This is a genomic window from Moraxella sp. HMSC061H09 (genome assembly GCF_001809255.1).
Taxonomy (GTDB): Bacteria; Pseudomonadota; Gammaproteobacteria; order Pseudomonadales; family Moraxellaceae; genus Moraxella; species Moraxella catarrhalis.
Window position 1 is genome coordinate 140,375 of record NZ_KV796849.1, and the last position, 19,443, is coordinate 159,817.

The 19,443-nt window shown below is 41.4% G+C and carries 18 protein-coding genes, 1 tRNA gene, 1 other RNA gene and 2 pseudogenes; 16 read left to right on the top strand and 6 right to left on the bottom strand.

Annotation, left to right across the window (positions count from 1 at the left end; all coding sequences use genetic code 11):
- The 11 genes and pseudogenes from alaS to HMPREF2573_RS04840 all read left to right on the top strand — a co-directional run.
- Window positions 1–2,636, top strand: a 2,636-nt coding sequence (gene alaS / locus HMPREF2573_RS04790; RefSeq protein WP_070472749.1) for an alanine--tRNA ligase, incomplete at its 5' end; no start/stop codon positions are given.
- A gap of 301 nt (window positions 2,637–2,937) precedes the next feature.
- Window positions 2,938–4,503, top strand: coding sequence for a peptide MFS transporter (locus tag HMPREF2573_RS04795; RefSeq protein ID WP_070472754.1), 1,566 nt, complete (start codon window positions 2,938–2,940; stop codon window positions 4,501–4,503).
- A 351-nt stretch (window positions 4,504–4,854) separates the two neighbouring features.
- Window positions 4,855–5,054, top strand: a pseudogene (locus HMPREF2573_RS04800) (IS982 family transposase); the annotation flags it as partial.
- A gap of 386 nt (window positions 5,055–5,440) precedes the next feature.
- Window positions 5,441–6,724, top strand: a complete 1,284-nt coding sequence (locus HMPREF2573_RS04805; protein WP_003659286.1) for an aspartate kinase — start codon at window positions 5,441–5,443, stop codon at window positions 6,722–6,724.
- Window positions 6,725–6,937: 213 nt separating this feature from the next.
- A pseudogene (gene csrA / locus HMPREF2573_RS04810) lies at window positions 6,938–7,105 on the top strand (carbon storage regulator CsrA); the annotation flags it as partial.
- 98 nt (window positions 7,106–7,203) lie between these two features.
- Window positions 7,204–7,557: a HopJ type III effector protein gene (locus HMPREF2573_RS04815; RefSeq protein ID WP_070472757.1), complete on the top strand. Its 354-nt coding sequence runs from the start codon at window positions 7,204–7,206 to the stop codon at window positions 7,555–7,557.
- A gap of 255 nt (window positions 7,558–7,812) precedes the next feature.
- A complete protein-coding gene (gene rpmB / locus HMPREF2573_RS04820) occupies window positions 7,813–8,049 on the top strand; it encodes a 50S ribosomal protein L28 (protein ID WP_003659282.1) in 237 nt (78 codons plus the stop codon).
- 39 nt (window positions 8,050–8,088) lie between these two features.
- Window positions 8,089–8,244 (top strand): 50S ribosomal protein L33, encoded by a 156-nt coding sequence (gene rpmG, locus HMPREF2573_RS04825; RefSeq protein ID WP_003659281.1) that lies wholly within the window; start codon window positions 8,089–8,091, stop codon window positions 8,242–8,244.
- An 80-nt stretch (window positions 8,245–8,324) separates the two neighbouring features.
- Window positions 8,325–9,080 (top strand): glutaminyl-peptide cyclotransferase, encoded by a 756-nt coding sequence (locus HMPREF2573_RS04830; protein ID WP_036331921.1) that lies wholly within the window; start codon window positions 8,325–8,327, stop codon window positions 9,078–9,080.
- A gap of 83 nt (window positions 9,081–9,163) precedes the next feature.
- A non-coding RNA gene (ssrS, locus tag HMPREF2573_RS04835) (6S RNA) lies at window positions 9,164–9,355 on the top strand.
- 125 nt (window positions 9,356–9,480) lie between these two features.
- A tRNA-Asn gene (locus HMPREF2573_RS04840) sits at window positions 9,481–9,556 on the top strand.
- 224 nt (window positions 9,557–9,780) lie between these two features.
- Here the strand turns inward: HMPREF2573_RS04840 and purN are convergent.
- Both purN and purM read right to left on the bottom strand, forming a co-directional pair.
- The gene (purN, locus tag HMPREF2573_RS04845) at window positions 9,781–10,449 is read right to left on the bottom strand and encodes a phosphoribosylglycinamide formyltransferase (protein WP_070472760.1); all 669 of its coding nucleotides are present in this window, start codon (window positions 10,447–10,449) and stop codon (window positions 9,781–9,783) included.
- Window positions 10,449–11,495 carry a phosphoribosylformylglycinamidine cyclo-ligase gene (gene purM, locus HMPREF2573_RS04850; RefSeq protein WP_003659278.1) on the bottom strand — a complete coding sequence of 349 codons (1,047 nt, stop codon included), beginning with the start codon at window positions 11,493–11,495 and terminating at the stop codon, window positions 10,449–10,451. Before purM ends, purN begins: the two co-directional genes overlap by 1 nt.
- Before the next feature lie 292 nt (window positions 11,496–11,787).
- Between purM and HMPREF2573_RS04855 the strand changes: the two genes are divergently transcribed.
- The 3 genes from HMPREF2573_RS04855 to HMPREF2573_RS04865 all read left to right on the top strand — a co-directional run bounded on the left by HMPREF2573_RS04855 (window position 11,788) and on the right by HMPREF2573_RS04865 (window position 14,567).
- The gene (locus HMPREF2573_RS04855; protein ID WP_003673686.1) at window positions 11,788–12,897 is read left to right on the top strand and encodes an AI-2E family transporter; all 1,110 of its coding nucleotides are present in this window, start codon (window positions 11,788–11,790) and stop codon (window positions 12,895–12,897) included.
- Window positions 12,898–13,059: 162 nt separating this feature from the next.
- Window positions 13,060–13,824, top strand: a complete 765-nt coding sequence (locus HMPREF2573_RS04860; protein ID WP_003659276.1) for a DnaA ATPase domain-containing protein — start codon at window positions 13,060–13,062, stop codon at window positions 13,822–13,824.
- A gap of 98 nt (window positions 13,825–13,922) precedes the next feature.
- The gene (locus HMPREF2573_RS04865) at window positions 13,923–14,567 is read left to right on the top strand and encodes a DUF2057 domain-containing protein (protein WP_003659275.1); all 645 of its coding nucleotides are present in this window, start codon (window positions 13,923–13,925) and stop codon (window positions 14,565–14,567) included.
- A gap of 243 nt (window positions 14,568–14,810) precedes the next feature.
- Here HMPREF2573_RS04865 and rpmA read toward each other — a convergent pair whose 3' ends face one another.
- From rpmA to HMPREF2573_RS04880, 3 genes are all read right to left on the bottom strand, one after another.
- Window positions 14,811–15,068, bottom strand: a complete 258-nt coding sequence (gene rpmA / locus HMPREF2573_RS04870) for a 50S ribosomal protein L27 (RefSeq protein ID WP_003659274.1) — start codon at window positions 15,066–15,068, stop codon at window positions 14,811–14,813.
- A 64-nt stretch (window positions 15,069–15,132) separates the two neighbouring features.
- On the bottom strand, window positions 15,133–15,444 hold the full coding sequence (gene rplU, locus HMPREF2573_RS04875; protein ID WP_003667943.1) for a 50S ribosomal protein L21: 312 nt from the start codon (window positions 15,442–15,444) through the stop codon (window positions 15,133–15,135).
- A gap of 166 nt (window positions 15,445–15,610) precedes the next feature.
- Complete coding sequence (locus HMPREF2573_RS04880; protein ID WP_070472764.1) at window positions 15,611–16,528, bottom strand: LysR family transcriptional regulator; 918 nt, start codon at window positions 16,526–16,528, stop codon at window positions 15,611–15,613.
- A 253-nt stretch (window positions 16,529–16,781) separates the two neighbouring features.
- On the opposite strand from HMPREF2573_RS04880, the gene HMPREF2573_RS04885 reads away from it, so the two are divergent.
- Together HMPREF2573_RS04885 and HMPREF2573_RS04890 are read left to right on the top strand one after the other, a co-directional pair.
- Window positions 16,782–17,843 (top strand): NADH:flavin oxidoreductase/NADH oxidase, encoded by a 1,062-nt coding sequence (locus tag HMPREF2573_RS04885; RefSeq protein ID WP_042510247.1) that lies wholly within the window; start codon window positions 16,782–16,784, stop codon window positions 17,841–17,843.
- A gap of 105 nt (window positions 17,844–17,948) precedes the next feature.
- Entirely contained in the window at window positions 17,949–18,608 is a 660-nt protein-coding gene (locus HMPREF2573_RS04890) for an NAD(P)H-dependent oxidoreductase (RefSeq protein WP_070472767.1), read from the top strand.
- Between the two features lie 356 nt (window positions 18,609–18,964).
- Here HMPREF2573_RS04890 and HMPREF2573_RS09320 read toward each other — a convergent pair whose 3' ends face one another.
- Window positions 18,965–19,252, bottom strand: a complete 288-nt coding sequence (locus HMPREF2573_RS09320; RefSeq protein ID WP_003660680.1) for a hypothetical protein — start codon at window positions 19,250–19,252, stop codon at window positions 18,965–18,967.
- Between the last annotated feature and the right edge of the window lie 191 nt (window positions 19,253–19,443).

Below are 19,443 nucleotides of genomic sequence, written 5' to 3' on the forward strand. Positions count from 1 at the left end.
TTTTTGTCTCAAAACAGCATACCCATGTTCCCTCATCAAGTCTCATTCCGCACAATGACCCCACGCTGCTGTTTACCAATGCAGGCATGAATCAGTTTAAAGACACTTTTTTGGGGTTAGAAAAACGCGACTATGTGCGTGCTGTGTCATCACAAAAGTGCGTGCGTGCTGGCGGTAAGCATAATGACCTTGATAATGTGGGCTACACCGCTCGCCATCATACTTTTTTTGAGATGCTGGGCAATTTTAGTTTTGGTGATTATTTTAAAAAGGACGCCATTGCCTTTGCGTGGGAATTTTTAACCGATGAAAAATGGCTTGCCTTGCCAAAAGACCGTCTTTATGTGACTGTTTATCACACCGATGATGAAGCCTTTGACATTTGGCACAAAGACATCGGTCTGCCCCAAGAGCGTATCATTGCCATTGGCGATAATAAAGGCGGGGCGTACCAATCCGATAACTTTTGGATGATGGGGGATACAGGCCCTTGCGGCCCTTGCACAGAGATTTTTTATGACCATGGTGAGCATATTTGGGGTGGTCTGCCCGGTACGCCTGACGAAGATGGCGACCGCTATATTGAGATTTGGAACTGTGTCTTTATGCAGTTTAACCGCCAAAAAGATGGCACAATGCAGCCGCTGCCCAAGCCGTCGGTTGATACAGGCATGGGGCTTGAACGCATCAGTGCCATCATGCAAGGGGTGCATGGCAATTATGAGACTGATATTTTTACCAAGCTGATGACAAAGGCGGTCAACATCATTGGCTTACCAACCGATACCGACATTCAAAATGAGCCATCTTTGAAGGTGCTTGCTGACCACATTCGTTCGGTGGCGTTTTTGATTGCTGATGGGGTTATCCCAAGCAATGAAGGTCGTGGCTATGTGTTGCGTCGCATCATTCGCCGTGCGGTGCGTCATGGCAACAAACTTGGGGCAACCGATGCATTCTTTTATCAGCTGGTTCACCCACTTGCTGACATCATGGGCGATGCCTACCCCCAACTGCGTCATGAACAGCACAAAATTGAACAAGCGATTTTAAAAGAAGAAGAACAATTTGCCAAAACATTATCGCAAGGGCTAAAACTGCTGTCGCAAGAATTGGACAGCTTACAGCAAGGCGATGCCTTAGCGGGTGAAACGGTGTTTAAATTATATGACACCTATGGCTTTCCTGCGGATTTGACCGCTGATATCGTGCGTGAAAAAGGCATCACCATTGATGAGGCGGGCTTTGAGCTGAGCATGGCAGAGCAACGCACAAGGGCGCGTGAAGCAGGCAAATTTGCCATGGATTATCACGCACTCATTCAAGTAGACAGTGCCACCGAATTTTTAGGCTATGAACGGCTTGATAATGACAGCACCGTGATTCATCTTTATCAAGATGGCAAGGCTGTTGATACACTGGCAGAAGGTGATGAGGGTGTGTTAATCCTTGATAAAACCCCATTTTATGCCGAGAGTGGCGGACAGGTGGGGGAGCTTGGCGAAATCAGCACCGAATCTGGCGTATTTGATGTGTTAGACACCCAAAAATCAGGACAAGCCATCATTCATCATGGGGTGGTGAAAATGGGGCATATTAACAACAATCAGTCAGCGACCGCCCAAGTGGCAAGTCAGGTGCGTGCGTCCAGTGCCAAAAACCACTCTGCCACTCATTTGCTACACGCCGCTTTACGCACCATATTGGGCGATGGGGTTAGCCAAAAAGGCTCAATGGTGAGCAGCGATTTGCTTCGTTTTGATTTTTCATATGACAAACCATTGACCGAACAAAACATCAGCCAAATTGAAACCATGGTAAACCAACAAATATTGGCCAACACCCCTGCCCATGTTGAGATTTTGGACATTGACAGTGCCAAAAACAAAGGGGCAATGATGCTCTTTGGCGAAAAATACGGCGATACGGTGCGTGTGCTGTCCATGGGTACAACCGATAAAGATGGCAAACCATTTTCCATTGAGCTGTGTGGCGGTCTGCATGTGACTCGTACAGGGGATATTGGGCTATTTAAAATCGTAAGCGAACAAGGCATTTCAGCAGGTGTTCGCCGTATAGAAGCCGTCACAGGCATGGGAGCGGTTAATTATGTGCAACAAGGCGATAAGCAATTAAACCAACTTGCCAATCAGTTTAAAGCCAAACGCCATGAAATCGCCCAGCGTGTGGCACAGTTGAGCGACAAAAACCGTCATCTGGAAAAACAAATTGAACGGCTAAACCAAAAATTTGCCAGCCTACACGCCAATTCATTGATGGACAACCTAAAAAATATCCATGGTCAAAAAGTGCTGATTGCCACCGTCAATGGCATGGATAATAAAGCATTACGCACCTTATCAGACGACATGAAGTCAAAACTGGCCGATGGCATTGTGATACTGGCAAGCGTCTATACGGCAGACGGTGAAGACAAAATCGCCATGACCGCAAGCGTGGGCAAACACTTAACAAGCAAAATCAAAGCAGGCGACATCATCAAGCACCTAAGCGAAAACTTAGGTGGCAAAGGTGGCGGCAAACCAGACTTTGCCCAAGGGGGTGCAACCGACGTGGCGAACCTGCCAAAGCTGATGACTGGCTTGACAGATTGGATTGGGGAGAAATTGGGTTAAACTTTATCCATAGTGTCTTTTAATCAGCAAATGCCACAATGGAGATTACCAACCAAAATGTGTGCATGTTTGCCAAGCATTGCAATATATGCACACATTTTTTTTAATTATGCGTAAAATATTGGCTTATAACTTCTGCTTTGTGAGTAATAAACAGTTAGGCAATCCCCCATTTCAGTTTGAGTTACTTATTTCAAGTTTCCAGTTGAGAGCGGGGTGTAAAAAATAATTTACAAATCGCCTATTTGATGAAATAATGCTTTTTTTGGATAAATTCAATTTAAATAAGGACATACACAGTATGACGCAAAATATCAACCATTTGGAAGGCGATACGCCAATAAAGCCCCATAAAGACAGTGGTTTTATGGGACACCCAAAACCCTTGCAACCACTATTTTTTACTGAGATGTGGGAGCGTTTTTCTTATTATAGCATTCGTCCTTTGTTAGTGCTGTTTATGGTGGCAACCATTCAAAGTGGCGGGTTTGGCTTTGATGATGTTACTGCTTCTGCCATTTATGGTATTTTTGCTGGGGCAATGTATTTAATGGCAGTGCCAGGTGGTTGGCTTGCGGATAACTGGCTTGGGCAAGAACGGGCATTGTGGTGGGGCAGTTTAATCATTGCCTTGGGTCATTTGTGCATTGCGTTATCTACCATGGTGGGTGCGTCGGTGTTTTTTTTGGGGTTGATGTTCATTGTCATCGGTTCAGGGTTGTTTAAAACCTGTATTTCGGTGATGGTGGGGGCATTATATCCTGACGGTGATGGCCGTCGTGATGCTGGGTTTACGCTATTTTATATGGGTATTAACATTGGGGCGTTGTTTGCGTCTTTAATTGTGGGGATTTTTAAAGAACAAGGCATGTGGCATGTCGGCTTTGGGGTCGGTGGTTTTGGCATGTTGGTGGCTTTATTGTTGTACCGCTTTTATGCACATGCCAGCCTAAAAAAATACGCTCAAGAAAATAACATCACCCCTGTGTGGGAGTACCCCAGTGGTCAGGTTGCCAATGTGGGGCGGTGGGTTTTTGCGGTGGTGGCGGTGCTTACCGTGGTGGTTGGGTTAATTATGATGGGCATCATGCCATTTAATCCACAAGTGGTTGCTGAATACATGACTTATCTGATTGCAGGAACGATTGTTTTGTATTTTTTGTATCGCTTTATTAGCCCAAGTTTAAGCAAAAATGAAAAAGTTCGTTTGTTGATTTGTTTTTTACTCATCATTGGTTCGACCTTATTTTGGTCAAGCTTTGAGCAGCAGCCCACTTCTTTTAACTTATTTGCCGATCGTTATACCGATTTGAATGTGATGGGCTTTAACATTCCAAGCCTCTGGTTTCAATCTTTGAATCCATTTTTTATCTTATTGCTTGCCCCCATTGTCAGTGTGATTTGGGTCAAATTGGCAAATAAAGGGCTTGAACCAAGCAGTATGACAAAATTTGCTTTGGGCATGTTATTGGCAGCAGCAGGGTTTGGCTTGATGATTGTGGCGGCCAACCATGTGGTGAACCAACCCGGTATATTGGTATCACCCATGTGGCTGGTGGGCAGTTTGCTCCTATTGACACTGGGTGAATTGGCACTTAGCCCTGTTGGCTTATCATCAATGACAAAGCTTGCTCCTGAGCGAATGCAGGGACAAATCATGGGCTTGTTTTTTGCGTCGATTGCGGTGGGTAATCTGGTGGCGGCGTTTTTTGGTGGCTATGTCACCGCTGATACCATTAATGACTTACCCAACTTATTTGCCACCATGGCGATATTTTTGGTGGTGAGTGCGGTGATGCTGTTAATTTTATCTCATCCCATCGAAAAAATGCTCAAGGACTCAGAAACACTTAAGCAGGCGGAATAAATGGCAGGCAAAATAAATCACAGATGAGATAAGTCGCAGATACAATGAGCCTTAGGGTTAGAATAGGACAAAAAAATATGACCCTAGGGCTTGTTTTTAAATATTTAATATTAAACATTAAATAACGACCATTTTAATGACAGCTCATTTATGGTCTACTTTGTTTGATTGACTTGATATGGCTTACTTGACTTGATGTAAGTTACTTTAATAACTTTAAATACAAGTTACCCCACCCTTAACACCTTTAAGAGGGGATTAAAACAAAGAAGGCATGAACCTAAACTTTAATCAAAGACCAAAAAGATTAGAGGATAAGCCATGCCCATTGACGAATTTATCATCAATCGTCTTAAAAATGCTCGTGGCGATATTGAAACGGTGATTGATCGGTTGTTTGGGCGGTTTAATATGCAAAAGCTTAGAGCCAGAGATTTATGGCATTTGTCTCACAGATTTATGCGTAAAATATTGGCTTATAACTTCTGCTTTGTGATTAATACACAGTTAGGCAATCCCCATTTCAGTTTGAGTTGCTTATTTCAAGTTGAGAGTGGGGTTATAGAAGGAAATTCTTTATTTAAGGAAAGGTTTAAAATTTTATAACAGCCAAAGCGATAAATTGGCAGAATCTGGAGCGGAGTTTGAAGATAAATTATTAAAGGGGTGAAAAATTATTAATGATTAAAAGAACGAAGGATAATCACACTTATCATCTGATGGGGCTAAAATCAGCACCCGACCAACTTTGATATTAGCCTTGGGCGTCAGTATTGGCATACAGATGATAAAATGCTTGTCATATACCGCCCAATCCGCTAAAATATTTAGGTTTTATCAAAAAGCTGTTACAGCCAGTCTTAATCACCAAATTCACTACAACTGATTATAAATTAAAATCAGTGATGATCGTTATTTGATTTATAAGGTATCATTCATGGCATTAATCGTACAAAAATATGGCGGGACTTCGATGGGAAACATCACTCGCATCAAAAATGTCGCCCAGCGTGTCAAGCGTTGGTATGATAATGGGCATCAGGTTGTGGTGGTGGTATCTGCCATGAGTGGTGAAACCAACCGCTTAATCGGTTTGGCTCGTGAGATCAGCTCTGACCCGGACCCTCGTGAATATGATCAGATGGTCTGTACAGGTGAACAAGTTTCCATCTCTTTGCTTGCCATGGCATTGCAATCACTTGGTGTTGATGCCAAATCGATGACAGGTGATCAGGTCGCTATTCATACTGATGATACTCATACTAAAGCACGCATTCAAAGTATTGATACCGATTCTATTCTAAGCGAGCTTAATGCAGGTCGTGTCATTGTAGTTGCTGGCTTTCAAGGGATTGATGAACATGGTGATGTGACCACTTTAGGGCGTGGTGGGTCAGATACAACTGGCGTTGCTTTAGCAGCAGCCCTTAAGGCAGATGAATGCCAAATCTATACAGATGTGGACGGTGTGTACACCACTGACCCACGAGTAACACCCAAAGCCAAAAAACTCTCCAAAATCACTTTTGAAGAAATGTTAGAAATGGCATCTCTTGGTTCAAAAGTGCTACAAATCCGCTCGGTAGAATTTGCTGGTAAATATCAAGTGCCACTTCGTGTCTTATCCAGTTTTGATGAGGGTGATGATGGAATATTTGATGATAAATTTAAACAAACTGTCGGTACGCTAATTACCGCTGATGAAGGAGATGATATGGAACGCGCTGTAATCTCAGGCATTGCCTTTAACCGTGATGAAGCCAAAATTGTTGTACTTGGCGTGCCTGATCATCCAGGCATTGCATCTGCCATTTTAAGCCCAATTGGTAGAGCCAACATTGAGGTTGACATGATTATCCAAAACATGTCCGAAAATGGCGTAACCGATTTTAGTTTTACCGTGCCACGCGGTGATTTTAATAAAGCCATGAAAATCCTAAATGAGCAAGTCAAAGATGACATTGGAGCAAGCGATGTTGTTGGCACAAGCGATGTTGTCAAAGTCTCTATCGTGGGCGTGGGCATGCGTTCACATGCTGGCGTGGCAAGTAAAATGTTTGAAACACTGGCATCCCAAAACATTAACCTACAAATGATTTCAACCTCTGAAATCAAAGTCTCTGTACTCATCAAAGAAGAGTGTCTGGAAAAGGCAGTTAAATCACTACATACCGCCTTTGGTCTTGACCGTGAAGATGGTGAGAGCAAAGTAGCGGGCTAATCACACACCCACACCCTGATTTCAACAGTTATGACACAAAAAAATAACGAAATCTTTTGAAAAGTTACTGACAATCTGCTTAATGCCCCTTATAATATTGCGTTAAGCAGATTTTTTTGGGGTTAATCCGCCCCACAACCACACCAATTTGCGATAATGATGGATTAAAATGGGAAAATAACAGCAATTTGGTGGTATCAAAGGAGTATAATAATGCTAATTTTAACCCGCCGTGTTGGCGAAACCTTAATGATTGGTGATGAGGTCAGTGTAACTGTACTTGGCGTCAAAGGCAATCAAGTCCGCTTAGGTGTCAATGCCCCAAAAGACATCGCTGTGCATCGTGAGGAGATTTATCAGCGTATCCAACACGAACGCTCTATGCAAATGCACATGAGTCATTTAGAACAAGGTGGTAATTTTGCCCCACCCTCATTTGATGATGACGATTATTTTAACCGCTAAGCCATAGAGACATCATGAAAACAACAGACATTTCACGCATTTTAGCAGGTGTAGAATCAAATCAGCTGACCTTTCATGATGTGCTTGCTTTTATTGATGCACATTATAATTATCAGCCGATTGAATTTTCAAATGGCGAGGTGGCTAATGCACTAGGTACCAACGAAGGCAGTGCTAAGGTATTTAGCCTAGCAAAACAGCATGGGCTTAATAAAGTCGATACCCTAAAATTATTTGCAGAACACTATCGTGCTGTACAAAATACCCCTCAAGGTATTGATCATGCCAATATCCGTAATTTTATGCGTTATGGCTGGGCAGGAATCGGTATGCCAATCAATGCATTAACGCCAAAAAAACTAGCCTAAGCCCAATCCATCGCCCTATTGCTGAAACTTTCGAAAATACCTTGTCAAGATATATAAGTTCGTGTATAATTTGGGCTTTAATTTTTCTGCTACTTCTTGATTGTCGTCGCCTTTAACGGTAAGAAATAAGTGGCTCAACCATTGAAAAGTCCTGCTTTATTTGTGCTGTGTCCATACCACAAATAACCAAGCACCAAGCATGACCGGCACACCTGATACCGCTCAATATCCGTGCCACTAAATTAGGAGTTCACCATGTCTCGAGTATGTCAAGTGACTGGAAAACGCCCACTTGTGGGTAATAATGTATCTCACGCACACAACAAAACCCGTCGCCGTTTTCTGCCAAATCTACACAACCATCGTTTTTGGGTAGAATCTGAAAACCGTTTTGTGCGTCTTCGTGTATCTTCAAAAGGTATGCGTATCATTGACAAGCATGGCATTGAAAAAGTGCTTGCCGATTTGCGTGCCCAAGGTCAAAAAATCTAACGATTTTTACCAATTACCGAATGGATAAAGGATACAATCATGAGAGATAAAATTAAACTCGTTTCTACCGCTGGTACTGGTTATTTTTATACCACCACTAAAAATAAGCGTACCATGCCTGGCAAAATGGAAATCAAAAAATTTGATCCAAAAATTCGCCAACATGTACTTTTTAAAGAAGCAAAAATCAAATAATTGATTTGTGCCAAAATCCCAGCTGAAACTTAGTTGGGATTTTTATTATACCAGTGTGATATAAATTTATGTATCAATTAATGAAAAAATATCGTTTGGTTTTTTGTATATTCTTTGGGCTGTGCTTTAGTATACCAGCTTGGGCAAATTCTTTTAAATTAATCCAAAGCTATCCTGTGCATCACCCTATTTTTATTCAAGGTTTACAGCTTGATGGCTCAAATCGATTGGTCTATTCAGCTGGCTTATATGGACGGTCGGAAATCGGTTATCTTAATCTGGCAACAGGTGAAACATATGGCGTTAAAAAGCTTGCTCCGTCTGTTTTTGCTGAAGGCTTGACCGTTACCGATGATGGCATTTGGCAAATTACTTGGCGTGAACAGATGGCGCTTTTAAGAGATGCCAAAACATTGGCCATCAAAAAGACCGCACATTATTTGGGTGAAGGCTGGGGTTTGGCTTATGACAAACGGCAAAAAGTTTTATGGCTTTCTGATGGCTCATCCAAGCTTCAAAAATTAGATGCCAAAAATTTTAACAAGATTTCTGAGATTAGCGTTCAAAATCATGGTAAACCCGTTGAATATATTAATGAATTAGAATACGCCAATGGTTTTTTATACGCCAATATTTGGCAGAGCAATAAAATTATTAAAATCAATCCCAATACAGGCAAGGTACTAAACACCTATGATTTTAGCCCCTTGGTTTCTACGCTTAATCTTACCGATCCTGACAGCGTTTTAAATGGTATTGCTCATATCGGCGGACAATCATTTTATATTACTGGCAAAAACTTTGGCGTTGTTTGGCAAGTTTTATTCACCCAATGACTGATTTTATCCTTAAAAATAAACCCAAATACCAGCAGAATAGCCATGACACATTGAAAATCTGATGACTATTTGCTATAATAGCTCCACTGGGGTACTCGCCAGCAAAGCGTATTCCTGAGCCGATACTTTTATCTTAGGATTTGGGCGACAATGCTTTGTTGTGCATGCCTGCATCTTTTTGATGTATCAGGAAGCCGTAATAAGCATGGCTCTTATCCGCCTTGAACTTCACGGTTCATGGTTTCCCTTTGTAGCGGTACCTTGGTTTTTTTCTTTAAGCCAGTGTTTGGATATTTTTACAAAATTTTCTAAAAAAATTTCAAAAAAATGTTGACAGCTTAATTTATTCTGCTATAATAGCACCCATCTTAAGCGAACTGCATAAGATAACCGACATTCCCCAATAGCTCAGTCGGTAGAGCATCGGACTGTTAATCCGTGTGTCCCTGGTTCGAGCCCAGGTTGGGGAGCCATATTTTAAAAAGTCCTTTAGAATTTTACTAAAGGACTTTTTTATTATATTCTAAAATACAACCCTGCTAAAACATAACACTTCTAAAATAAAATACGCATTTAAAACAATCTTGTGAATGGATTTAAATGCGTTTGGTGATATTTATTTCATTGATATTTAGAGCATCTTATTCTAAAAAACATCAGCATATAAGTTCATAAGATTGCCAATGTTCAGCGACAATCATTCATCATCCATCCAAAATTTTAGGGGTAAAGGTATCATGCCATTCATACGCCCTACCCTGATGGTATCAATATCAATGACCTTTTTTATCATCATATCAAGCGTATAAGGGACGAGTCGATGCTCAAGCGTTTGTACACGCTTTGCCAAGCTTTTGGGTGTATCCAAAACATCAACAGCAAGCCAAGCCTGCGTGAGTACTTGCCCCGCATCAAGCTTCGGTGTTACCACATGAATGCTGCAACCATGATATTTATCGCCCGACCACAACACCCGTTGATGAGTATCTAGCCCTTTATAATTTGGTAATAAAGATGGGTGCAAATTGATCATCGCACAAGGCATGTTATTGATAAATTGGGCAGACAATACTCGCATAAAGCCTGCCAGCACAACCAAATCAGGTGACCAATCTTGAATTTGCTGAAGTGCGTATTTCTCAAAAGTATTGATACTCATGCGTTTACCATTTGGTACATGAGACAATACTGAGACAAGAATGCCTGCATCTTTTGCTCGTGTAATCGCATAAGCATCTTCACGATTACTAATGACGCCAACAATATCAATCGCAAGGCTACCTGATTTCATGGCATCAATCATGACTTGTAAATTTGAGCCACTACCTGATACCAAAACAGCGACCTTAAGGGGTTTTTGGCTCATCAGGCATACACCACCGCATCATCAGTACGCTCAATAATCTGACCAATCTGCCAAACTTGTTCGCCTTCGGCAGTCAGTTTATTCATCGCCTGCTTGGCTTGATCGGCAGGAACAACCAAAATAAAGCCAACGCCACAGTTAAAGGTGCGATACATCTCTAAAGTGTCAATATTGCCGCCATGTTGTAGCCATTGGAAAACCTCAGGCAATGCCCAACTGCTGGTGTCTATCTGTGCCGCCAAATTTTTAGGTAGGACACGGGGCAGATTTTCGGTTAAGCCGCCGCCTGTGATATGTGCCATGGCGTGAATATTGGCATTACCCAAGGATTTTTGTAAGGCATTGACTGACTTGACATAAATACGAGTGGGTGCCATCAGTGCATCTGCCAACTTAGTGCCACTTTCTAGGGTTTGTGTATGAACATCAGTATTGGTTACTTCAATCACTTTACGCACCAGTGAATAGCCATTTGAATGCACGCCGCTAGATGCCAAAGCAAGTAATACATCACCTTTTTGGACATTTTCGCCAGTAATCACTTCTGACTCTTCGACCACACCGACACAAAATCCCGCCAAATCATAATCTTCATCTTGATACATACCGGGCATTTCGGCCGTCTCACCGCCAATTAATGCACAATTTGCCAACTGACAACCCTCGCCAATACCTGCGATAACGGTTGCAGCGGTATCAACATCAAGCTTACCTGTGGCATAATAATCCAAGAAAAATAGTGGTTCTGCACCACAGACCAATAAATCATTCACACACATTGCCACTAAGTCTTGGCCTATAGTTTCATGGCGATTAAGCTGTAGTGCAAGCTTAAGCTTTGTACCGACACCGTCGGTGCCTGATACAAGTAATGGTGATTTATAACCCGTCGGAATGCGGCATAACGCACCAAATCCGCCTAAGCCACCCATTACTTCAGGTCGGCTGGTGGCTTTGGCAACCGATTTAATACGCGAAACCAATGCCTCGCCTGCATCAATATCTACGCCTGCATCTTTATAGCTAAGTGGGGTTTGATCTGTCATATTTGACCCTTGTTAAAAATGAGATGTTACTTAAATTTTAATAATTATATCAAATTTTAACCCAAAATATCAGATTTGCCTTGAATTTATTTGGTGGCATGTCTATTTATTAAGAGATATTTTATATTTAAAATGAAGATTTAAAATTAAGCTGTTTGGTTCTGATGATTGAACATGGTCAAGTTTTATCAAATGCAATGATTGATTAAAATATACATAAAATTACATGAAAATTTAAATCAAATCACCTACAATATCACGCACAATCCTACCTTTTATATTTTGAGTTTTCATGCATCCAGCCAAAATTGATCCGTTTTTTCGCCGCCTGTTTATTTTAGCGGCGTTATGTTTGTTTTTATATGCCCTATTTTTGATGAAAACGGTCATTACACCCTTTGTTGCAGCATTTATTTTGGCATATTTTTTAAATCCTTTGGTCAGCCGACTTGCCTTAATTATGCCAAGAATTTTGGCAGTCTCAGTTGTGTATATTAGCTGTTTTGTGGTCATGGGCGCATTAATCATTTGGTTGGTGCCTATGGTTTGGGCACAAATGCAGATACTTTGGGAGTCATTGCCACATATCATTACTTGGTATAATGACACTGGCAGAGCTTGGATTGCTCGCTATACCAACAGTGAGCTTTTGCCACTTGATATTGACCTAATATCCAATACGGCCTTGGATTACTTTCAAAATAACTATCAAGTTAACGATGTTCAAGGTTTAATTAAGCAAGTATTTAGCTCAGGTATTTCAGCGGCCAATAACATTGGTTTGATTGTCATGGTGCCTATTCTTACCTTTTATTTTTTATTAGGCTGGGATCAACGACTGTATGCATGGAAGCTATCTATTCCTAAGCCCTATACCAATAAGGTCGTTAGAATTGCTCGTGACTGCGATACTGCTTTGATGAATTTTGCCAAAGGTCAATTTTTAGTCATGTTGCTACTTGGTGCGATTTATGCCATTCAGCTACAGCTCATCGGTTTGCAATTAGGATTGATTATTGGTATCACCGCTGGTATTGCAAGCTTTGTCCCTTATTTGGGTTTTGGTATTGGTATTATTGCAGCACTGATCGCAGGATTATTTCAATTTGGATTAGACTGGATCTATTTGGGACTGATTTTTGGGGCATTTATGATCGGGCAAGTTGTTGAAGGCTATATTCTTCAACCTCTATTACTAGGTGATAAAATTGGCCTATCGCCTTTATGGGTCATTTTTTCTGTCTTGGCAGGTGCATCTTTATTTGGTTTTGTCGGTATGCTCATCGCCCTGCCCGTCTCTGCAGTCATCAATGTTTTATTTCATTATGCGTATGATGCCTATTTACGCAGTGATTGGCATGAGGGTCAAAGGCAGCTGCCTTTATGGAAAGAAGATGACTAAAAATCACCTTGGTATAAATTACTTGCATAAAATGTACAAAATATGGTATATATAGCCACCAAAAAACACAAGAAGTGTCATTTGTACTCATTATTTATCGGCTTTTGAACCATAACGATAAAAATCCAACATGCACTATGAACACCCATCAAGGCTGTCATCATGACCCAAGCAATACAAGATTCATTGAATTTAGATATTCGTCCCGAAGCATCACTTGAGGATTTTCAATCTTCAAGTTACCGCCCCATTTTGGATGCTATTGATAAATTGGTACAAGGCAGTTTGCGTGAGCTGTTCATTGTCGGTGATTCTGGCTTTGGCAAGACGCATTTGGCAAGTGCCATCTATGAGCATTATACTTCAATGACCTCAAAAATGGTCATCAGCTTAAATCTAACCGAACTCATAGAACAAGATCCGCATGCAACTGCACTTGTTGGGCTTGAGATGTTTGATTTGATTATCGTGGATGATTTACAAATGGTTCGGCATAGCTATGAATGGCAAGAAGGGTTATTTCATCTAATCAACCGCCTTCGTGAACACCAAAAACAGATTTTATATTTGGCAGATGATCCAGCACGAGAGCTACAAATTGGATTATTGGATTTACATACTCGGCTATCGCTAGCCCCCATGCTGACTTTGCCAGATAATGATGATATTAATGATCGTCGTATCCTGATTGAGGTGATTTTAAAGAAAAAAAACTGGAAGCTGCCTGAAGAGATTTTTGACTATTTACTTGAAGAGGGTCCTAGAAATGCTGGGGATATTAATACCGTCCTTGATCACATTCGACCTTTACTGACACGCCTTTCACGCGTGCAAATTCCCAAAAAAACCATCGCAGAAGCCAAGCAAATTATTTTACATGAAACATTCATGCTTGAAATCGGTGATAATGCTGACTCCAATTTTTGATAATCGGCTTATTTAAATAAACTTAAGATAAATACTAGTAATGTTACCTAATTAATGGTATGTTATGCCACATACATAGCCCACAAAAAGGATATTTTATGAAAAAAGTCAGCCTTGGCTTGCTTGTCAGTGCCCTACTAAGCACTGCTGCCGTTGCCCAAGTCCAGCTTAATGTTGATGATAACATTAAGGTAACCGCAATTAATGGTCAGGCAATCCATCATGGATTATTACAACCACTACAACAAAATTTCACTTTAGAACCAGGTCGGCATGTCATTACGGCGCGTTATGATCGGTTGTTTAAACTTGGTCGTGATGATCATGATTATCTAAAATCAGGCGATATTACCATTACTGCCAATTTAGCTGATCATCAAACCTATCGACTTATTATGCCAAATCAGCCTAAAGACTATCACGCTGCCAAAGATTATATCAAAACACCCAGTTTAGCCATCACACAACACGGTGCGATTATTACCCAAGAAGATACCACTCAAACGAAGCGTTCAGGTTTATTTGGCGGTATTACAAGTACGATTAACAACCTATTTGGTCGTACAAATTCGGCAACAACTGCCAACCAAGAGGCGATTGCTGCAATCAGTACTTACAATACCGCCAAACCCACTGACAATCATGCGGTGCGTGCTGATGACAACTTAGATGGCTTTATGCAAATTTGGCTAAACGCCAGCGATGAAGAGCGTGAGAAAATTCGCCAATGGATTGAAAAATAATTCATCCACTCCTATGACAACCACTGATGAAAGTCACTAAAAAGCTTTGTTTTTGGACAAGGCTTTTTTATTGGCATTAAGCATGTCAATTTGGCTGAACCAATCTGAATCAATCCAGCGGTTGGTTTAATCTAACAGAGAATATAATAAAATAATAAAAAGCCCATCATATGACACGATGAGCTTTATATGTGGCTATGCTACGACAGACTGAAATATTTTAATCTGTAGGCAATATGCTGATTATTTTGCTAAAACAGAAACATAGCGACGGTTAAATTGACCTTTGGTCTCAAATTTAACCACACCTTCAGTTAATGCAAATAATGTATGGTCACGACCCATACCAACACCTTCACCTGCGTGGAATTCGGTACCACGCTGGCGAACGATGATGTTACCAGCAACAACATCTTGACCACCAAAAACTTTTACGCCAAGCATTTTTGGGTTAGAATCACGACCGTTACGAGTAGAACCTGCGGCTTTTTTATGTGCCATGAAAATATCTCCTGTTAAAATACCATGGGCAATGCCCTAAAGTATCAAATACTAATGTGGTGAATTAAGCGTTAATGGCTTTAATTTTTAGCTCGGTAAACCATTGACGATGGCCTTGCTCTTTGTGATAGTGCTTACGGCGACGATGCTTAACGATGCGTACTTTTTTACCACGACCATGCTCAACCACTTCAGCTTCTACACTTGCACCAGCAACTACAGGCGAGCCAATTTTAATCTCAGCACCATCAACAACCATCAACACTTCTTCAATCTTTAGCGTTTCGCCTTTTTCAGCTTTTAATAGCTCTACTTTTAGCGTTTCGCCAACGCTAACACGGTGCTGTTTACCGCCACTTTTAATGACTGCGTACATCTTTATCTCTCCAGATAAAACCTGTGTGCCGTGGTCATCCCTTTGATGACTCTTGATAACGAACACGACAAGGATATAAAATAAGGCGGTATTATATAAAATTATACCAAGAAAAACAAGATAATTTTGAAAACTTTGTTGATAACATGATATTAAACTTAAAAAATCACCATCGGCTGACCCCTTTATCAGATTTCATCACATCAAGCACAATGCTCCTAAGCCAGCAATGAGCCATGTCTTGTTCGGTGCGTTCGTGCCATGTCATCATGATGGTAAAACCATCAATGGCGATGGGTGGATTTTGTAGATGGACATTTGGCAATCTTTGGGCAAGGTGCTTGGGTAATACCGCCACCAAATCTGAATTGCTCAACAGCTGTGGCAGCAGCGAGATATGGTCTACCGACACCATCACTTTGCGTTTTCGCCCCAACTTTTGTAAGGCAATGTCAGTTGCACCACGAAATTCACCGCCATTATAAGAGAGCATGGCAAAGGGCAATTTGCAAAACTCATCAAGCGTTAAAGCGGTGTTTGCCATGGGGTGCATTTTGCTCATCACACAAACATAATGCTCTTCATATAATCGCATTTGAGGCATGTCATCACTGATGTGATGTTGCCCAACCAGTGCCAAATCAATGGCGTTTTTATCAAACAAAGTCCTGATGTTTTGCCCTTGCACAGGCAATAAGGCAACTTTGACATTCGGAGCAAGCCGTCTTAGCCTTAAAATCAAGGGCAAAGCGATGATTTGTTGTACATAATCCATCGCCCCAATGCGTAAGGTCATGGACAAATTGGCAGGTTCTAGTTTGGGCGGGGCAAGCATGCCGCTTATCTCTTCTAAGACACGCCGAGCGACATACCCAAGCTCAATGGCCCTATCGGTGGGCTGCATGCCGTGCTGAACCCGCACAAATAACGGGTCATTAAAACTCTCTCGCAGGCGATTTAAAGTACCGCTCATCGCAGGTTGGGTGATGGACAGTCGTTGTGCTGAACGACTGACATTGCATTCGTCCAGCAAGACAACAAAGGCTTTTAATAGGTTTAGGTCTAGGGTTCGGATATCGGTCATATCACACGCTTAGTGTTTTTTAAAAATATCAATGCTGTTCATCAATGTTGTCTGTCAGTGTTATGTTAATCAGTGTTATGTTAATGTTATCTGGTCGGAAAATGTGAGTGGTGATATCAGCCATATTGATAAGCACATATTAAAATAATCAATTTGAAATGATAACACAATTTTTTTAAAATATCAGCATCTAAAATTTAGTATCAAAAACCTAGCATCTAAAACAATTAGCATCTAAAACAATAGGACAATCATGGCAACTTTTCGCAAAATCCTAAACCCCATCAGCCTAAAAAACCTTGAACTCAAAAACCGCATTGTCATGCCCCCAATGTGCCAATATTCTGCTACGGACGGTGTGCCAAATGACTGGCATTTGCTCCATTACACCAGCCGAGCGGTGGGCGGTGTGGGCCTCATTATCGTTGAGATGACCAATGTCGCTGCCAATGGTCGCATTACGGCGAACTGTTTGGGGCTTTGGAATGATGAGCAAGAACAAGCGTTTAAAAAATTGGTGGACAGCGTGCATGCACAAGGGGCGAAAATTGGCATTCAAATCGCCCATGCAGGTCGTAAAGCCCAAGATGAGCCAAATGCCGTTGCCCCAAGTGCCATTCATTATGGTGAGCTTGACTATGCTGGGCAAAATCTCATCACCCCAAGGCAGCTGAGCATTGACGAGATAAAAGCATTGGTACAAGCATTTGCCGACTCTGTCAAAAGAGCGGTGAATGCAGGCTTTGATGCAATTGAGCTTCACGCCGCCCACGGCTATTTGATTCACCAGTTTTGTGCACCCAAATCCAACCAACGAAGCGATGAATACGGACAAGACCGCCTATTGTTTGGCGAGCAAGTCATTCACGCCGTTCGTGCCGTCATGCCTGATGAGATGCCCCTAATCGTGCGTATCTCTGCCCAAGAGTATGGCGAAAACGGCTTTGACAGTGATTATGGCGTAGAGATTGCCAAACGCTTCTCAACAGCTGGGGCAGATGTGTTTCATGTCAGCGGCGGCGGCGATGGCGTATTGTGTGAGGGCAAGCACCCTGAGTTTTATGCAGGCTATCAGGTGGCACTGGCTCGCAAAGTCAAACACGCCACAGGCAAACCTGTGATTGCTGTGGGCATGCTAGATGAACCTGCCGTGGCTGACCATGTGCTTGGCGTGGGCGATGCCGACCTTGTGGCGATAGGTCGTGGGCTGCTTCGAGACCCATATTGGGTGCTAAATGCCCAGTATCAGCAAAACCGCTCAGATGGCAAAGAGGTGCAGTTTGTGCCCAGACAATATGAGCGTGGGTTTATGTAAATTTTTTAGCAATGAACGGTATTTTTGGGCGATTTGGGCTGTTTAATCATGCTTAATCGTGTTTAGATACATTATCATAATCATTCATTATTTTGGAGTTCAACCATGCAATTTTTTAACAAAGATGACGTTTTAAACGCCTTTCATTATCGTGTGTCTACTCGCTCGTATGATGGCGATAAAAAAATCCCTGCTGAGGATTTTAACTATATTTTGGAGTTGGGGCGTCTAAGCCCAAGCTCGGTGGGTTCTGAGCCTTGGCAATTTTTGGTGTTACAAAATGCCGATTTACGCCAAAAGTTAAAGCCCTACTGCTGGGGCATTCCGACCATGGAAACATCGAGCCACATTGTTGCCATACTTGCCAAGAAAAATGCCCGTTATGACACGCCTTATTTTGGTGAAATCATGGACAGACGAGGTTTGACGGGTGATGACCGTGCCAAAGCATTGGAGGTGTACCAAAAATTCCAAGAACAAGACATCGCCATCTTAGACAGCGAACGCAGTCTGTATGACTGGGCAAGCAAGCAAACCTACATCGCACTTGCCAATATGATGACAGGGGCGGCGATGATTGGTGTGGACTCTTGTCCGATTGAGGGTTTTGCTTATAAGGAAGTGAACCAGCTTTTGGCAGACGAGGGTTTGTTTGACTCAAATGAGTGGGCGGTGTCGGTCATGGTAACATTTGGCTATCGTGATAAAGAGATTAAGCCCAAAGCACGCAAGACTTTTAAGCAAGTTGTGAAGTTTGTGGAATAGTGTTAGTTGCTTCTCATGACAATTTAATTTTCCCCTTGCCAAAGCGAGGGATTTTTATTTATTGCCATCAATATCCAACCTTGAGCATTGGGCATACTTTATACTACCGCCTTACAGTTTGAAGTTGATGAGACAGTGTACCACCGTTAAAATAAACTCACATTCTTGATGGGTATGGTTGCCATATGATATATTCTGGTATAAAACACTTGACAAACACCAGTTATCGTTCACAACAGTAACCATCCTCACCAGTGCGGCTATCCATCATAATTTACAATTTTAGGTGAGTTTTATGTTTGACTTATTATCTGGTTTGTTATCTTGTGTGGGTGATGACATTGCAAAAACAAAATCTAAAAAAAGCAATTCATCATTTCATTAATTTTTGGTTTTTTGATATTTTTAGCCATTTGCATTGAAGAGTTTTTTGCCAATTCAAGTGTAAATCTAATATTATTTACCTTAGGTTTGGGTTTTTTATCATCAACGCTGATATTTATCTGTTTTTTGATTGCTAATGTATTGAAAAATAAATAGAATTTTATTAGTATACTTTTTTGATGTAAGAAGAAGGTTATTGCAACCAAACCATGGCTTAAAAAATAGTTAAATACATTATGAAAAAATGCCCTAACTGTCATAAAAAATGCATTGATGTCCTAGAATATTCTGGCAAATGCCCTTGTTACAAAGAAGCCATACAAACGCCAGTATTTTTTTCTGCATATCTAATGATTGTCTTGATGATTGTTATGTCTGTTGGTGCATATATCAATAGTTATTTTTTGATGACATTTGCTTTTTTAATGATTGTCATCTATAAGCTATTTTC

What these genes read in the sequence shown, in the direction of transcription:
- HMPREF2573_RS04795 (WP_070472754.1), top strand. Translation starts at nt 2,938, where the DNA reads ATGACGCAAAATATCAACCATTTGGAAGGCGATACGCCAATAAAGCCC.
- HMPREF2573_RS04805 (WP_003659286.1), top strand. Translation starts at nt 5,441, where the DNA reads ATGGCATTAATCGTACAAAAATATGGCGGGACTTCGATGGGAAACATC.
- HMPREF2573_RS04815 (WP_070472757.1), top strand. Translation starts at nt 7,204, where the DNA reads ATGAAAACAACAGACATTTCACGCATTTTAGCAGGTGTAGAATCAAAT.
- rpmB (WP_003659282.1), top strand. Translation starts at nt 7,813, where the DNA reads ATGTCTCGAGTATGTCAAGTGACTGGAAAACGCCCACTTGTGGGTAAT.
- rpmG (WP_003659281.1), top strand. Translation starts at nt 8,089, where the DNA reads ATGAGAGATAAAATTAAACTCGTTTCTACCGCTGGTACTGGTTATTTT.
- HMPREF2573_RS04830 (WP_036331921.1), top strand. Translation starts at nt 8,325, where the DNA reads ATGAAAAAATATCGTTTGGTTTTTTGTATATTCTTTGGGCTGTGCTTT.
- purN (WP_070472760.1), bottom strand. Translation starts at nt 10,449, where the DNA reads ATGAGCCAAAAACCCCTTAAGGTCGCTGTTTTGGTATCAGGTAGTGGC.
- purM (WP_003659278.1), bottom strand. Translation starts at nt 11,495, where the DNA reads ATGACAGATCAAACCCCACTTAGCTATAAAGATGCAGGCGTAGATATT.
- HMPREF2573_RS04855 (WP_003673686.1), top strand. Translation starts at nt 11,788, where the DNA reads ATGCATCCAGCCAAAATTGATCCGTTTTTTCGCCGCCTGTTTATTTTA.
- HMPREF2573_RS04860 (WP_003659276.1), top strand. Translation starts at nt 13,060, where the DNA reads ATGACCCAAGCAATACAAGATTCATTGAATTTAGATATTCGTCCCGAA.
- HMPREF2573_RS04865 (WP_003659275.1), top strand. Translation starts at nt 13,923, where the DNA reads ATGAAAAAAGTCAGCCTTGGCTTGCTTGTCAGTGCCCTACTAAGCACT.
- rpmA (WP_003659274.1), bottom strand. Translation starts at nt 15,068, where the DNA reads ATGGCACATAAAAAAGCCGCAGGTTCTACTCGTAACGGTCGTGATTCT.
- rplU (WP_003667943.1), bottom strand. Translation starts at nt 15,444, where the DNA reads ATGTACGCAGTCATTAAAAGTGGCGGTAAACAGCACCGTGTTAGCGTT.
- HMPREF2573_RS04880 (WP_070472764.1), bottom strand. Translation starts at nt 16,528, where the DNA reads ATGACCGATATCCGAACCCTAGACCTAAACCTATTAAAAGCCTTTGTT.
- HMPREF2573_RS04885 (WP_042510247.1), top strand. Translation starts at nt 16,782, where the DNA reads ATGGCAACTTTTCGCAAAATCCTAAACCCCATCAGCCTAAAAAACCTT.
- HMPREF2573_RS04890 (WP_070472767.1), top strand. Translation starts at nt 17,949, where the DNA reads ATGCAATTTTTTAACAAAGATGACGTTTTAAACGCCTTTCATTATCGT.
- HMPREF2573_RS09320 (WP_003660680.1), bottom strand. Translation starts at nt 19,252, where the DNA reads ATGACAGTTAGGGCATTTTTTCATAATGTATTTAACTATTTTTTAAGC.